Annotated in this window: 11 protein-coding genes; 5 read left to right on the top strand and 6 right to left on the bottom strand. The window is 58.4% G+C overall.

Going from position 1 to position 15,513, the window contains the following annotated elements; translation table 11 throughout:
- Positions 1-86: 86 nt before the first annotated feature.
- The 3 genes from AACY11_RS25875 to AACY11_RS25865 all read right to left on the bottom strand — a co-directional run bounded on the left by AACY11_RS25875 (position 87) and on the right by AACY11_RS25865 (position 5,477).
- Positions 87-2,183 carry an autotransporter outer membrane beta-barrel domain-containing protein gene (locus AACY11_RS25875; RefSeq protein ID WP_339496022.1) on the bottom strand — a complete coding sequence of 699 codons (2,097 nt, stop codon included), beginning with the start codon at positions 2,181-2,183 and terminating at the stop codon, positions 87-89.
- 250 nt (positions 2,184-2,433) lie between these two features.
- Positions 2,434-4,518 (bottom strand): hypothetical protein, encoded by a 2,085-nt coding sequence (locus AACY11_RS25870; protein WP_339496021.1) that lies wholly within the window; start codon positions 4,516-4,518, stop codon positions 2,434-2,436.
- Positions 4,519-4,622: 104 nt separating this feature from the next.
- Positions 4,623-5,477: a hypothetical protein gene (locus AACY11_RS25865; protein ID WP_339466529.1), complete on the bottom strand. Its 855-nt coding sequence runs from the start codon at positions 5,475-5,477 to the stop codon at positions 4,623-4,625.
- Positions 5,478-5,711: 234 nt separating this feature from the next.
- Between AACY11_RS25865 and AACY11_RS25860 the strand changes: the two genes are divergently transcribed.
- The 5 genes from AACY11_RS25860 (at position 5,712) to AACY11_RS25840 (ending at position 11,034) form a co-directional block, all read left to right on the top strand.
- Positions 5,712-6,737 (top strand): LacI family DNA-binding transcriptional regulator, encoded by a 1,026-nt coding sequence (locus AACY11_RS25860; RefSeq protein ID WP_339496020.1) that lies wholly within the window; start codon positions 5,712-5,714, stop codon positions 6,735-6,737.
- A gap of 155 nt (positions 6,738-6,892) precedes the next feature.
- Positions 6,893-7,675: a sugar phosphate isomerase/epimerase family protein gene (locus tag AACY11_RS25855; protein WP_339466533.1), complete on the top strand. Its 783-nt coding sequence runs from the start codon at positions 6,893-6,895 to the stop codon at positions 7,673-7,675.
- Entirely contained in the window at positions 7,668-8,687 is a 1,020-nt protein-coding gene (locus AACY11_RS25850; RefSeq protein ID WP_339466534.1) for a sugar kinase, read from the top strand. Before AACY11_RS25855 ends, AACY11_RS25850 begins: the two co-directional genes overlap by 8 nt.
- A 57-nt stretch (positions 8,688-8,744) precedes the next feature.
- Positions 8,745-10,043 carry an MFS transporter gene (locus AACY11_RS25845; RefSeq protein WP_339466535.1) on the top strand — a complete coding sequence of 433 codons (1,299 nt, stop codon included), beginning with the start codon at positions 8,745-8,747 and terminating at the stop codon, positions 10,041-10,043.
- A gap of 13 nt (positions 10,044-10,056) precedes the next feature.
- On the top strand, positions 10,057-11,034 hold the full coding sequence (locus tag AACY11_RS25840; protein ID WP_339496019.1) for a 2-hydroxyacid dehydrogenase: 978 nt from the start codon (positions 10,057-10,059) through the stop codon (positions 11,032-11,034).
- Between the two features lie 111 nt (positions 11,035-11,145).
- On the opposite strand, the gene AACY11_RS25835 is transcribed toward AACY11_RS25840, so the two are convergent.
- From AACY11_RS25835 to AACY11_RS25825, 3 genes are all read right to left on the bottom strand, one after another.
- Positions 11,146-12,333: a pyridoxal phosphate-dependent aminotransferase gene (locus AACY11_RS25835; RefSeq protein WP_339496018.1), complete on the bottom strand. Its 1,188-nt coding sequence runs from the start codon at positions 12,331-12,333 to the stop codon at positions 11,146-11,148.
- Positions 12,334-12,374: 41 nt separating this feature from the next.
- Positions 12,375-14,000, bottom strand: a complete 1,626-nt coding sequence (locus AACY11_RS25830; protein ID WP_339496017.1) for a methyl-accepting chemotaxis protein — start codon at positions 13,998-14,000, stop codon at positions 12,375-12,377.
- A gap of 233 nt (positions 14,001-14,233) precedes the next feature.
- Positions 14,234-15,373: a glycerate kinase gene (locus AACY11_RS25825; protein ID WP_339496016.1), complete on the bottom strand. Its 1,140-nt coding sequence runs from the start codon at positions 15,371-15,373 to the stop codon at positions 14,234-14,236.
- Positions 15,374-15,513 lie beyond the last annotated feature (140 nt).

The raw sequence follows: 15,513 nt of genomic DNA, 5'->3' as shown, positions 1-15,513 counted from the left end.
CTGGACAGACAAGAAACTGGGAGCCGATGGGCACTGTGATGTTGAACCCGGATCGGCAGCAGCAGACCGAGAAAAGAGCGGCATAGTTAGACGGCGACGCGACAACAACCTTGAAAAACGCCGGAGGGCTCGATGAAGTAACCTCGGTTCAAGACAATATGCTTACCCACTTCGACGGTTCCACTGATGCCGATATTATCGAAGTCTCCCTTTGTTCGAGTGTCATCGCTCAAGGTGACTTTGACGTCATTACTAAAACGGTTGATTTTGCCAACGGTATCCACGTAGTACCCGGTCATTTCGTCATACCACGACAGATACATCCCGCCATAGGTGCTGTCGATCGTGCCGGCGCTGCCACGGGCAAGGTTAAGTCGAGTGGTGCTGTATCCACCAAAAACTCCGATCAACCATTGGCCATCACCTATCGGTAGTGGCGTATCCACCCCCAACGAGACGCCAGTCTGATTTTGTTTATAACCATCACCGTAGGCATTCTTGACGTTGTACTGATTGGCATGTGTCCGTATCCACAGGCCGGATGTCGCGTTCTGATTATTTGAGTCCAGTGCAGCAACCGATCGCGACCGGGGTTGAGTACCGGCCATGCGACGGTCGCCGAGGCGGGTATTGAGAGTGGTCATTTCCGAATAGATAACCGTCGGTGCGGTACCGGCAATAGCCAGTGCTGTTTGTGAACCTGTGCTCGGCGTTGTCCCATCCGTTCGTAGGAAAATACCTTCGCCCTCTCGCACCAGTTTGTACGCCAAAGCACCAAGATCAACCTGACCGTTTCTCAGATCGAACTGAGCATCCCCGCCAGCGATGTTAGCCACTTGAACGGGTGCACCAGTGACAGGTTCGCTGGCGCTTGCACCGACCACCAGCTCATGACGGCCACTGGCTGACTCCGTGACATTGAGAAAGTCGGTTTCACCGGTGGACACGTCAGCATCCAAAAAAAACCGGCCATTGCCTGACAAGTTGGCAACGTCCAGGCGGACGAACTCGGCGGGCGTGCCGAGTCTCACGTTCCCGCCATGCATTTGGACATTCGATAACGAATTGTTACCAACCAGGTTCCATTCAGCACCACGCCCGATGGACATAGTACTGACGCCGGTAACCGAACCGTGCAGGATCGAGTCGTTGTCCAGCGTCACGACGCCAGTCCCCGAGCCCTGAATGTTACCGGTGAGTATGCTTCGGGTATCGAGCGAAACAGAGGCAACGTTGAGCAAATTGCCATCAAGGCTGGCATTGTTTTGCAAGAAAACGGCGGCGGTTCCACCGTCAGCAACCTCTACATTGCCCGTCAACTGGCTGTTGTCGACCTGAAATCGCGCCGCTGCGCCATCGATGACTTCGAGGATATTGCCATTGCCGCCGATCAGGTTCGAACGGTTGGCTATTTCGATCAATACCGGTTGATCGTCCGGCGTCGCAAAATCGACTTTGATCGCTGCGCCGGTGCGGCCCTGCACGGTTGACCCATCAACCTTCAATACGCTCTGTGCGGTGACATCGCTCGGGTTCAAAACGGTGTCCTCGCCGAAGATGATCCCGTTCAGTTCTCCGATGACCCGGCTGTCTGCACTGATGTTGGCGTTGCCGCCATAAAGCTCGAGGCCAACACCACCTGCGTCGGTCCCTTCAACCCGGCTGTCCACCAGATTCAACGTACTGAGGGATGTCACCGCGGCACCCGAGAAACCTCCTGTCAGCGTACTGCCAGTGACGGTCGCTGTTGAGCCAACGGGTATGTTCAGGTCGCGCGCAAGCAACATAGCTCTGCCATCGCTGGACAGCGTACTGCCGGATACCACTGCCGAACTGTCGGTCAAGCTCAGCGCAGTGTCAAAATTGCTACCGGTCACCGTCGCCCCATCCAGAGTCACGAGGGCATCTGCGGAGGCTTCAATCTGTGAAGTGTTGGCGGAAATCGCGTTTAACGTCCCACCGCCGACAACGATGTTAAGCGCATCACCACCATTGAGGTTGAGCGTGGCAGTGGTAGGGATGAACCAGGCCTCTGGCGTAGCACCGACGGATACGGTTTCGACCTCGCCAGGGTTGAGATTTCGCGAAAAAGAAACCTCCGAGAACGCAACTAGCACTGCCGCGTACGAGAGCGTGCCAGTAATTTTTAAAACTGTCGGCCCCAGTCTTTTTTCAATCGTCATATTAACTTCTCATTGAGTTTAATCGGGACTGAAAAACGGCGGCTCAGATAATCAAGCCCCTTCAGTCACCCGTGGTTGAGGGGGGGCAGAGGATACCTGCAGGCCCGAACCATCTCTGTAGGAACAATCCTCTTTGTTAGTGGGTTTAATCGTCCAGAATCGAGATGCAACGTACGTTTTTAGTCGTCAACGAGGTTGCATTGCCGGAGGAGTTTCGCTCTCCCGGCAATGCAATAACACCGATTGCCGATTAAGGAGCAGGCGCAGGATCCCAACCCGGTTCCGTCTCGCAGTACTTGAGGTCACCGTTGAGCAAGTAAACCACCATTTCTTCAACTTCCGATGTAGGCACAGTCGGCGTGGAGTACCAGATTTTCACATAGCCCGCATAAAAATCGGCTGGATCAGCTGGGGTAGCAGGAGGACGAGGAAGATTGCGAATATTAGGTGTATACGGAATGTCCCAGATCATGCCATCCGTTAGTTCTGTCTCGGTGATAGCACGAGTCTCACTAAACACGGTATCGGCCGGCGCATCTATCGTATAAGCTTCGTCATGCCAGCCTTGCCAATTGAATGTGATTTGCATCCCATCGGTGAAATGATCATTTGGCTGGATCTTGAACCTCGCAACGTGTTCATCTCCCGTCAAACTTCCGCAAATGATGTACGGGTATCCGGTGCCATCGGTAGGTGGACGTTGGAATTCCGGTTTATCGAGGACGATGACTACAGTATTGACAGTTACCGTCTCTTTTTCCGACTTTTGAGTATTATTTCGAGCCGGGTTTTCATATACCCACCAAGCGTCTTTAGATCCAATACCACCCGGGCCGACAACGCTATATGGCAAATCTACCTCAATGATTGTATTGATATTCGATATAGTCATTGGCATTGAATTAACGATAATTTCGCCTTGATCCCCGAGATACATCAGAGTGACCAGATCGCCCGGGGCGGGATCGGGAAATGTCGTCCCGACTGTGACAGGCGATACATCGATGTGAGCCTTGGCTGTTTGATTGACGTCATGAGGGCCGAGCACGTTGTCCGTAACAGGGGCCTGTCCGCGGACAATAAGTTTCTTGAACTCGGAATTAACCTCAAGGGGCGGGTTCGCCGGGTCGACGGTATAAGGCGGATGCGTCGAGAAATCTGTTTTGACAGTTATCGTTCCATCGTCGATCGATAAATTGCTACGCATCAAGTCAGCTTTGACGACCACGTCCAGCTCAAAATTCGTCCCCGTCTGGTTATCAAAGTATTGTTTGCTCAGACTCGCCCAAGGAATGGTGAACTCCAGCTCCTGGAGTGCATTGAATTGGAGATCCTGGGCAGGTTGAGTGCCATACGTCAGGCTCACTCCATCGGTGTCGAGCGTATCTACCAACCGGCTGACTTTTACCTTCACACCTGTACGCGCATCTTGTAAATCGATCAGACCATCTTCGTTTGCCGGGACGGTAATTACGCCCAATTTAGGAAGTGGCAGAAAACGTACGTTTCTGTAATACGCACCCCATGCGCTCTGGTTGCTGGCAGCGTCAGATATGATGAACCAGATGAACACCCGGCCGCTCGTTACCTTGCGCAGCTCTGCGGTCGGGATGGACAGCTTGCCATCGGTGGGCATTGGCCCTTCGAAAAAAGGCGGCACTTGCGGAGGGTTGGTACGTATACCTGCCACGTACAGGGTCAACGTGTCATCCGGCTGAGCGTTGGGGTAGGACGTATCAATTACTACCTGCAATCCCCCTGAGTTACCTGGCAGGTTCGCCCATGTGTCATCGAGATCGCCGGGGGCATTTGGAAACGTGGCTGGTGGAATTGTTTTGGCGCCAGGGATTTGCCCGGGATTTGTACCTGTTTGTGCAGGTTTAGCCTGCCAGGCACCGGTGCGGTCGATAAAAAACTGCATCACAGTGCCGACCAGCGGGTTGAGCCCCCGCTCATACAGCACGCTACGAACCCAGATCGGCGTCGGTCCGTCAGGGGTTGCATCTTCGCCCAGATATTCGGTAGGCACTGTGATCGGAATATCTACAGGGCGGCTGGCCAGGTTACCGAGTTTCACCCGTGGTAGCCGCGTGAAGTCTGTCGGCAACGGGGTGGCGGGAGGTTGGGTTCGCGTGACATCAAGGGTGATCTCATCCAAGTCGTGGGGGTTCAACCACACATTAGTCTTGACCATAAGTGTCAGCGGGCCGCCCACAGGAATCGCGGCTATCGGAATAATGTTCTTGTTTGGACCGCGCCCATCCGGTAACTCCGGGGTCGGCGCAGCCAAAATGCCCACTGGTGACCCTGACGCCGCTGTTTGAATACTTGTCATGTGCTTTCTCCATTGCGTAGAAAATGTCTTCAACCCATGCATCTTCGACAATGGCGAACGGCGCCAACTGCAGTCGTGATATCGCTGCCACTATTACGCTCTGATCAAGTCATCCAACTTGAGTCAGCGCAATATTCGGTTTCTCCCGGAATCACCCTGTCTACTTTCACCAGCCCGGGAAAAGAGCGAAATATAGCAACTCCATTTCGCAACAACTGGTAATTGACGGTCGCTGAATGCTTGTTTCGCATCGGCTCTATATGTGAGGCAAATGGTTTTATCACCAACTTTACCGGTTGCTTGCTTACAACATCAGTTACAACCTCAGTGAATTCGAACTCTGGCGTTAATGGTTCTACTAATTCTCCTGGTCCGTTTAGAGAGTTCCATGCTTGCCAATACACCATGAGAACATCTTTTGGTTCAAATAAATCATCAAAGGGGATCTCGACGCGAATCCCTTCCCAGATAAACAAGGACTCCGGATCGTCGGGATAATTTTTATGACAACCGATGTATCCCCAAAGGTCTGCGTCGGGAAAACCCGCCTCTTTCAAACGTTGCGGTGGCGCAACGATTGCGTAGGTGAGGCGTCGTTTATCCGACGTCGTAGGGTTGATCGAACGGACCGTATAAAACAACTCAAACGTCGCCACATCCGGTAGTTTCTCGGGAGCCACTGAAATACGAAATTCCACAGCGTCGTCCGCGGCCCCATATTCGCCCCAGGCGACAAAATCGGGATTACCGGCAATGAAGATCTCGACACGGTCTTTGCGCGCGCCAGAAACAGGAAAATTCAGCCAGCGGTCAATCACGCAGACGATGCCGACTTGTTTTGCGTCCGGCGGCAATGTTCCCGCCGGATCTTGGGGGTCAACTCCGTCCACTCGCGGAAGGCTCAGGAGCACAGCGGAATTCAATGTGCTGCTGGCAGTAATTGGCGCTTTGGTCGGCATGGAATTTCTCACTGGATGGTCACCTTGGCCTGAAGAAATTAAGCGCTGTTATCCAGAAACTGCCTACTGTCAGATCTGACAGGTCAAGTAACCGCCTGTCGGAAATCCGGCTTGCCATGAATGCTTTTGACGTATTTGAAGGTTGACGACCCAGGGTTTGATAGTGTCTTCTGAAACCGGTTTCAGTGGTATTTCATATTGAACCGCTACCCTCCAAAAATAAGGTCTACCGAATTGAACGTCCTTTCCGCCGCTCAGCACAGCCGCGTCACCATGCTTGATGTTGCCAGACGCGCAGGCGTGTCCAAGGCCAGCGTCTCGCGCTTCATCGGCGATGACCGCGCCCTGCTCTCCGATGCCATTGCCCTGCGCATAGAGCAGGCAATTGCCGAACTCGGCTATCGTCCCAATCAGATGGCTCGCGGTCTGAAACGCGGGCGTACGCGCCTGATCGGCATGCTGGTCGCCGATATCCGTAACCCTTATTCGATTGCCGTGATGCACGGGGTGGAAACCGCCTGCCGTGCGTACGGCTACAGCCTGGTGGTGTGCAACACCGACCGTGATGACGAGCAGGAACGCCAGCACCTGGCGCTGTTGCGCTCGTACAACATCGAAGGCCTGATCGTGAACACACTTGGCCATCACCGTGACGAGTTGCATGAGTTGCGCCGCGAGATACCGCTGGTGCTGGTGGATCGCAAGGTCGACGGTCTCGACAGCGACATGGTCGGGCTGAATAACCCGCAGGCTGTCGAGATGGCGCTTACCCATCTCGAGCAGCGCGGTTATCGGGATCTGGTGCTGGTCACTGAGCCGTATGACGGCACCAGTTCGCGGATCGAGCGGGTCAGCAGTTTTCAGGCGCAAATTGCTCAACGTTCCGATTTGACCGGGGCGGTGCTGGAAACCGGCAACGATCTGGCCACTCAGCTTCACATTTTTCTAAACACGCCAGATACCAGGCCGAAGGCGCTGTTCTGCGCCAACGGTGTGGCGGCGCTGGCGGCGACCCATGCGTTGCGGACGATCGGTTCGCGGCTGTTCGAGGATGTCGGGCTCATCGCCCTGGATGATCTGGATTGGTATCCATTGGTGGGCAGCGGGATCACTGCGCTCGCCCAACCGACCGAGGAGATTGGCGCGCGGGCGTTCGAGTGTTTGCTCAAGCGTTTGCGTGGGAATGATGAAGCGGCGCGGGTGCTGGATTTTGCGCCGGTGCTGGTTGAGCGGGGTTCGACCCTCGGGATTTTGCGGTGACTGATCTGGCCTCTTCGCGAGCAAGCCCGATCCCACAATGGGATCGCATTCCAGGGTGGCAGCGGGCTTGCTCGCGAAAGGGCCCGAAGGAACAACAGAGAAACATCTGAAAAAAATTTAAACAAAAATGAAACCGGTTTCAGAGGTACACAACAATGAATAGACCTGCTGTTTCCATCAGCCTGTCCAGCTACGGCGCCGAGCTTGTACGTCTGCGCGGGCAAGATTTTTTTATCGACGTATTGGCTGCCGCCGGAGCTGATCGCATCGAGTGGCGCGAGGAATTGCTGACCCGAGAAGTACCCGCGCAGTTGAGCGCCGCCACTCAGGCGCTGGGTTTGCAAAGCATCTATTCGTCGCCGACCGAACTGTGGCTGGCCGGCCAGTCCCATCCCAACCCGGAGTTGATTACTGCCCTGCAACACGCCGAGGCGTTCGGTTCGAAGTGGCTGAAGGTTTCACTCGGCTACTTCACCGACAACTGCGATCTGTCAGCCCTAAAGCCATTGCTCGGCAATATCGAGGTGCAGTTGCTGGTAGAGAACGACCAGACTCTGCACGGCGGGCGGATCGAGCCGTTTCAGCGGTTCTTCACTGCCATCGAAGCACACAACCTGCCGATCAAAATGACCTTCGACATCGGCAACTGGCAGTGGCAGGACCAGTCCGCCACCAACGCCGCGCGCCTGCTCGGTCGCCACGTCGGTTATGTGCATTGCAAAGCCGTGGCCCGCCGCGCCGACGGCAAACGGGTGGCAGTGCCGCCCGCCGCGAGTGATTTGCATCAGTGGGAACAACTGCTGAGGCACATGGCTCAAGGCGTTATGCGCGCGGCCGAGTATCCATTGCAGGGTGATGATCTGGTCGAGTTGACTCGCGAACACGTCGCCACCCTCGCCCGTCTCGGCCAATGCCGTCTGGAGCCTGCTCATGTCTGAGATCGATATTCTGTCGTTTGGCGAAACCATGGCGATGCTGGTGGCCGAGCAATGCGGTGATCTGGCGGCGGTCGAGCACTTCCATAAACGTATTGCCGGAGCCGATAGCAACGTGGCAATCGGGCTTTCGCGGCTGGGTTTCAATGTGGCTTGGCTGAGTCGGGTCGGCAACGATTCGCTCGGACGCTTTGTGGTCGAGACCTTGATCAAGGAAGGTCTGGATTGCAGCCATGTTGATGTCGACAAGGCGCACCCCACTGGTTTCCAGTTCAAGTCCCGCACCGACGATGGCAGCGACCCGCAAGTCGAATATTTCCGTCGAGGCTCGGCGGCCAGTCATTTGTCGCCACAGTCGATTACGACCCATCTGCTGAGCGCTCGCCATCTGCATGCGACGGGCATCCCTCCAGCGCTCTCGGCCTCGGCGCGGGAGATGTCCTCTGAGTTGATGACCCGCATGCGCAACGCCGGGCGCAGCGTATCGTTCGACCCCAATCTGCGCCCGAGCCTGTGGGCCAGCGAGCGCGAGATGATCAGCCAGATCAACCGCCTCGCCGCCCTCGCCCATTGGGTACTGCCGGGGTTGAGTGAAGGTCGTTTGCTCACCGGTTTCGACGACCCGGCGGACATTGCGGCGTTTTATCTGGACCAAGGTGCTGAGGCGGTGGCGATCAAGCTTGGCCCAGAGGGTGCCTATTACCGCACGCATCTGGATCAGGGATTTGTCGCCGGGGTGCCGGTGGCCAATGTCATCGACACGGTGGGTGCCGGCGATGGCTTCGCAGTGGGGATGATCAGTGCCCTGCTTGAGCACCAGAGTTTTGCCGAGGCGGTGCAGCGCGCGAACTGGATTGGTAGTCGGGCGGTGCAGAGTCGCGGGGATATGGAAGGTTTGCCGACCCGCCAGGAGTTATCCGCTGAATTTGAAGCCGCCTTCGCGAGCAAGCCCCCTCCCACATATGAAACGCATTCCACTGCCGGAGCGGGCTTGCTCGCGAAGAGGCCCGCTTGATCAGCGTAAAAATTTGAACCTGCTGCGACAAAAACAACAAGCTCAGGAGCAAGACCCATGAAAACCGCAACCCTCGCCACCCGCCGCTGGTGGTACATCATGCCCATCGTGTTCATCACCTACAGCCTGGCGTATCTGGATCGCGCCAACTACGGTTTCGCCGCTGCGTCCGGCATGGCCGCCGACCTGATGATCACCCCGGGCCTGTCCTCGCTGCTCGGCGCGCTGTTCTTCCTCGGCTACTTTTTCTTTCAGGTCCCGGGCGCCATCTACGCGCAAAAACACAGCGTGAAGAAACTGATTTTCGTCAGCCTGATCCTTTGGGGTGGCCTCGCCACGTTGACCGGCGTGGTCTCCAACGCCTATTGGCTGATCGTCATCCGCTTCATGCTCGGCGTTGTCGAAGCGGCAGTCATGCCGGCGATGCTGGTGTACCTGTGCCATTGGTTCACCCGCGCCGAACGCTCGCGGGCCAATACCTTTCTGATCCTCGGCAACCCGGTGACCATGCTGTGGATGTCGGTGGTTTCCGGGTATCTGGTGCAGCATTTCAGTTGGCGCTGGATGTTCATCATCGAAGGCTTGCCGGCGGTGCTGTGGGCGTTTATCTGGTGGCGTCTGGCCGATGATCGTCCGGCCCAGGCCAAATGGCTCAACGACCAGGAAAAGCAGGATCTGGAAAGTGCCCTGGCCGCCGAACAGGTCGGGATCAAAGCGGTGAAAAACTATGCCGAGGCATTCCGCTCGCCGAAGGTGATCATTCTGGCCCTGCAGTTTTTCTGCTGGAGCATTGGCGTCTACGGCTTTGTGCTGTGGTTGCCGTCGATCCTCAAGGCCGGCGCGCAAATGGACATGATCGAGGCCGGCTGGCTGTCGGCGCTGCCGTATCTGGCGGCGGTGATCGGCATGCTCGTCGTTTCGTGGGGCTCGGACAAACTGCAAAAACGCAAACGCTTCGTCTGGCCGCCGCTGCTGATCGCCTCGATTGCGTTTTATGGCTCCTACGCGCTCGGCGCCGATCATTTCTGGTGGTCGTACACGCTGCTGGTGATTGCCGGCGCCTGCATGTACGCACCTTACGGGCCGTTCTTTGCCATCGTCCCGGAAATTCTGCCGGCCAACGTTGCCGGCGGCGCGATGGCGCTGATCAATAGCATGGGTGCGCTCGGTTCGTTCGGCGGCTCCTATCTGGTCGGTTATTTGAACAGCTCCACCGGCTCGCCTGGCGCTTCGTACCTGCTGATGAGTGGTGCGCTCATGCTGTCGGTGGTGCTGACGATTTTTCTCAAGCCCGGCGCCAGTGATCGCGTCGTCGCCAAAGCCGTCGCCAAGCGGGCCGTGCCAGCTCATTCCTGAAGAGACTTTTGCCATGAAAAAACAGGTCGTGTTGTACAAGAAACTTTCGCCCGCGCTAATGGCGCGTTTGCAAGAACAGTGCGAAGTGACGCTGATCGACAGCCTCGATGCCGACGGCCTCATGCAACTGCGCGATGCCCTGCCCCGCGCCCAAGGCTTGCTCGGCGCCAGCCTGAAACTCGATGCGCCGTTGCTCGATCTGGCGCCACAACTCGAAGCCATCGCCAGCGTTTCGGTGGGCGTCGACAACTACGACATCGACTACCTGACGCGGCGCAAGATCCTGCTGACCAACACCCCGGACGTACTCACCGAAACCACCGCCGACACCGGTTTCGCCTTGATCCTGGCGGCGGCCCGGCGCGTGGTGGAACTGGCCAACATGGTGCGCAGCGGCCAATGGCAGCGCAGCATCGGGCCGGCACATTTCGGCACCGATGTGCACGGCAAGACGCTGGGCATCATCGGCATGGGCCGCATTGGCGAAGCATTGGCCCAGCGCGGACATTTCGGCTTTGGCATGCCGGTGATCTATCACAGCCAGTCGCGTAAGCCGGCAGTAGAGGATCGCTTTGATGCGCAGTACCGCAGCCTTGAAGACTTGCTGAAGCAAGCCGATTTCATCTGCCTGACCTTGCCGCTGACCGCGCAAACCGAAGGGCTGATCGGCGCTGAGCAGTTCGCGCTGATGCGCCCGCAAAGCATCTTCATCAATATCTCCCGGGGCAAGGTTGTCGATGAGGAGGCGCTGATCGATGCACTGCGCCATAACCGGATTCGCGCGGCGGGCCTGGATGTGTTCGAGCGTGAGCCGTTGAATCAGGACTCGCCGTTGTTGCAGCTCAATAATGTGGTGGCGACGCCGCATATGGGATCGGCGACCCACGAGACACGCGAGGCGATGGCGCGCTGTGCCGTGGAGAATCTGTTGCTGGCGTTGGGTGGGGAGAAGCCTTTGAATCTGGTCAATCCATTGGCCTGGCAAGGCTGAAAAACCGTCGCCTGACAGACCGTTTTCGCGAGCAAGCCCGCATTTGAAATGCACGCCACTGTGGGAGCGCGCTTGCTCGCGAAGGGGCCCGTTCAGGCAACACAAAACCCCTCAGGCACGGCGCATCTGTAACAACTGCGCCGCACACAGGGCAATCCGCGCACAGGCATCGGCCAGTTTCACCCGGTCCACCACCAACCCGATGCGAATATGCCCCGCCGCACTCGGCCCGAAGGCTTCACCGGCCAGCACCGACACGCCATAGCCCTCCAGCAACCGCTCGGCAAACGCCTGCGCGCCGAGCCCGGTCTGGCGGATATCGACCATCACGAACATCCCGCCATCCGGCCGGATCGGCTGCAAACCCGGACAGCCGCGCAACCGCTCGCACACCAGATCGCGACGCAGGCGATACTCCTCGCGCATCTGCGTCACTTCGGGCAAATCCGTTTCCAGCGCCACTTGCGCGGCTTTCTGGACGAAATCCGGCAAGCCGAACAACATGCTCAGCGACAGGTTTACCAAGTGCTCAGCCAATGATTTCGGCCCGATCATCCAGCCGATGCGCCAGCCGGTCATGGCGTGGGATTTGGACAGGCTATTGATCGTCGCGGTGCGCTCGGCCATGCCCGGCAGGCTCGCCGGGCTGACGTGCTCGCCCTCGTAAAGCAGTTCGCTGTAGACCTCATCGCTGATCAGCCACAAATCGTGACGAATGCACAAGGCCGCCAGTTCCTGCCAGATCAGCAGCGGCAAACTGGCCCCGCTGGGATTGTTCGGACTGTTGAGCAGCATGGCGCGGGTCTTGGGGGTGATGCGCGCGGCGACATCGGCGGGGTCTACGCGAAAGCCGTTTTCCGGCCGTACCGGCACCGGCACCACCGTCGCGCCACAGGCGCCAAACACGCCTTCGTAGGTCACGTACATCGGCTCGGCGACAATCACCTCGTCACTCGGATCGAGCAGGCATTGCGCCACCGAATACACCGCGCATTGCGCGCCGGGCATGACAATCACATGGTCGGCATCGACCGTTTGACCACTGCGCCGCCGATGGCGTGCGGCAATCAACTGGCGCAGCGCCAAACGGCCGCGCACTTCGGAATAATGGGTATCACCTGCCAGCAAACTGTCGATGGCGCCGTGGATAATCGGCAGCGGCGTATCGAAATCCGGATCGCCCACGCTCAGCAGCAATATATCGACACCCTCGGCGCGCAACGCCAGCGCTCGGTCGTGAATCTGCCAGGCCGCTGCACCCTCCCCGGCGATTCGTTGGGTCAAGGCTGAATAGCGCATGTACGTCTCCTGATGGCGCGGTCTCCAGCCTTCACCCTATCTCAAATCACAAAACGCGCCACCATGGCGTTCAAATCCGCCGCCAGACGCGACAGTTCGTGGGTCGCGGCGCTGGTCTGGTTGGCGCCTGCGGCCGATTGCGTGGCCAGGTCGCGGATGTTGACGAGATTGCGGTCAACTTCACGGGACACCTGCGCCTGCTCTTCCGAGGCGCTGGCGATCACCAGGTTGCGCTCGTTGATCTGGTGGATCGACTGAGTGATTTGCTCCAGTGCCACACCGGCGGCGCGGGCCATTTCCAGCGTGGTTTGGGTGCGCTGGTTGCTTTGCTGCATCGACGAAACCGCTTCGCCAGTGCCGTTCTGGATGCCGGCAACCATTTTTTCGATTTCCTGCGTCGACTGCGCCGTGCGATGGGCCAGCGCTCGCACTTCGTCGGCAACCACGGCGAAACCGCGTCCGGCCTCACCGGCACGTGCCGCTTCGATGGCTGCGTTGAGAGCCAGCAGGTTGGTCTGTTCGGCGATGGCGCGGATCACGTCGAGCACTTTGCCGATGTCGCGCCCCTGCGCTGCGAGGCCTTCGACCATGTGCGCGGTGTTCTGCACGTCGTGGGTCATGGTCTGGATCGCGTCGACGGTTTTCACCACCTGATCGCGACCTTCGCGCGCGGCGTGGGTCGATTGGTTCGAGGCTTCGGAGGTCGACACGGCATTGCGCGCCACTTCTTCAACAGCGGCGGTCATCTCGTTGACAGCGGTAGCCGCTTGTTCGATTTCGTTGTTCTGCTGTTGCAGGCCACGGGAGGCCTCTTCGGTCACGGCGCTGAGTTCCTCGGCGGCGGCCCCCAACTGTGTGGCGGAGCCGGCAATCTGCTCGATGGTTTTACGCAGGTTCGTTTGCATGGCCACAAGGGCTTCGAGCAGGCGCGCCGGTTCGTCCTTGCCATCGACTTCGATGAGGGTGGTGAGGTTGCCGCCTGCGATGGTTTGCGCGGCCGCCACTGCGCGGTTCAGCGGTGTGACGATGCTGCGGGTCAGCAGCCAGGCCAGCAACACGGTCGCCAGCGCGGCAACGACCGCGACGATGATGATGCCGGTGATGGCGCTGTCGTAATAGTCACTGGCCTGCTCGGAGGCTGCTTTCGCCCCTGCACCGTTGATCGCGATCAGTTTGTTGAGCTGCTCGCCCATCCGGTCGGTGCCGTCCTTGATCCGCGTGTTGATCAGCGTGCGCAACTCATCGAGCTTGTCCTGACGGGACAGCTCCAACATCTGGTTTTGCGCTTGCAGATAGTTGTCCAGCGTCGCCGTGAAGGTCTGATACAGCGCTCGCTCTTCTGTGCCTGCCGGCAGCGCAGCATAGGCGGCCTGGGCGCTGCGGACTTTATCGACCAGTACAGCAATGCGGGTCTGTGCTTCCTGTAGACCGGCGGGTTCGCGATTGACCAGCACGCGAAACGACAGAATCCGCAGGCGCAGAACGTTTTCCGTCATGACACCAAGCTGCGTCACGCTCGGCAGTTGGTTGGTGTCCATGTCGATGGAGGCCTGGCGGATGGTCGACATGCGATTGACGGCGAACATGCCGAGCACAATTACCAGCAAGGCGATAAAGGCAAAACCGAGGAAAGCACGGGGCGCGATATTCAGGTTACGCAAGGACATAGTGGACTCTCGAAAGATAGAAACTACGAGCGTCCTTGCCGTGATCATTGGCCTGTGGAGCAGGCTTCAGTCCGGCGTCACGGGGGTTGATGTTCTTGTGCGCGCCTATTGGTTGTATCGGCCAGGCTTTAGGAAGTTTTTGGGTCAAGCGCAAATATTTTTCAGGGTGTTACACAATTGGAACAATGTGCACACCCTGATTGCGGAGCAGCCGAAGGTGGCTCCAGAGTGGGTCAGCGTTGGCTGGAGAGTTGCCAGACACGCGCGATATCAGTGGCGCGCTCACGCAACAGTCGAGGCGCTTCGGCGCAGGCCTGTTCCAGCGTCATCGGGCCACTGGTCACAGCGAATGCTGCATCGATGCCATGGGCGTAGAGCTCCTGATAACCCTCGCCCAATGTCCCGGCGATGACGATCACCGGCACCTTGTGCTGTTTGGCAATCCGCGCCACGCCGAACGGGGTCTTGCCGCGCAAGGTCTGCGCGTCGAAACGCCCTTCGCCAGTGATGACCAGATCGGCGCCTTTTACCGCTTCTGCCAGCCCCACCAACTCGGCGACCACCTCAACGCCCGCCTGAAATTGCGCGCCGAGAAATGCCTTGGCGGCAAAACCCAAGCCACCCGCCGCCCCGCTGCCCGGTTCATCACGAACGTCTTTGCCTAACGCCTGCGCGCACAGTTCGGCGTAGTGCCCAAGTGCCTGATCCAGTTGTTGAACCTGCGCAGGCGATGCACCTTTCTGCGGACCAAAGATCGCCGAAGCACCGTGGGGGCCGCACAGCGGGTTGTTGACGTCCGCCGCGATGTCAAAACGCACCTCGGCCAGACGCTCGTCCAGGCCAGTGAGATCCAGCCTTGCCAATTGCGCCAACGCCAGACCGCCCGGCACCAGCGTCTGCCCTTGTGCATCAAGCAGTTTGATCCCCAACGCCTGCAGTGCCCCGGCGCCGCCGTCATTGGTCGCACTGCCGCCAATCGCCAGGATCACCCGCTGTGCCCCGGCATCCAGCGCGGCGCGAATCAGCTCGCCGGTGCCGAAGGTGCTGCTGATACAGGCATCACGCTGCCCCGGCGGCACCAGTTGCAGGCCGCTGGCCTCGGCCATTTCGATGATCGCCGTGTGGCTGTGCGGCAACCAGCCCCACGCCGCGTCAACCGGTGCGCCCAACGGGCCACGCACGCGGGTGCGGCGCAACTCGCCTTCGCACGCGGCGAGAATCGACTCGACCGTGCCTTCGCCGCCGTCAGCCATGGGGCATTTGACCAGCGTGGCGTGCGGCCAGACTTGCGCCAGCCCCAGCGCAATGGCTTCAGCGACGCCTTGGGCACTCAGGCTGTCCTTGAACGAATCGGGGGCGATGACGATCTTCATGTGAATTCTCCAGTTCCAATGCCCCTCATGCTGCCAGTCGGCATGCGCATTGACGCCTGTCCGTCGCACAATTGTTGCGGGCGTTTATTGGTCATTTCTACAAAAGCCATGAAGACGTGCTCGCGAAGGCGTCACTGAGA

Source organism: Pseudomonas sp. RA_105y_Pfl2_P56, from assembly GCF_963970845.1.
Lineage (GTDB): Bacteria > Pseudomonadota > Gammaproteobacteria > Pseudomonadales > Pseudomonadaceae > Aquipseudomonas > Aquipseudomonas baetica_A.
The sequence above is the reverse complement of the archived record's forward strand: the minus strand, read 5'-3'. Positions and strand labels throughout refer to the sequence as shown.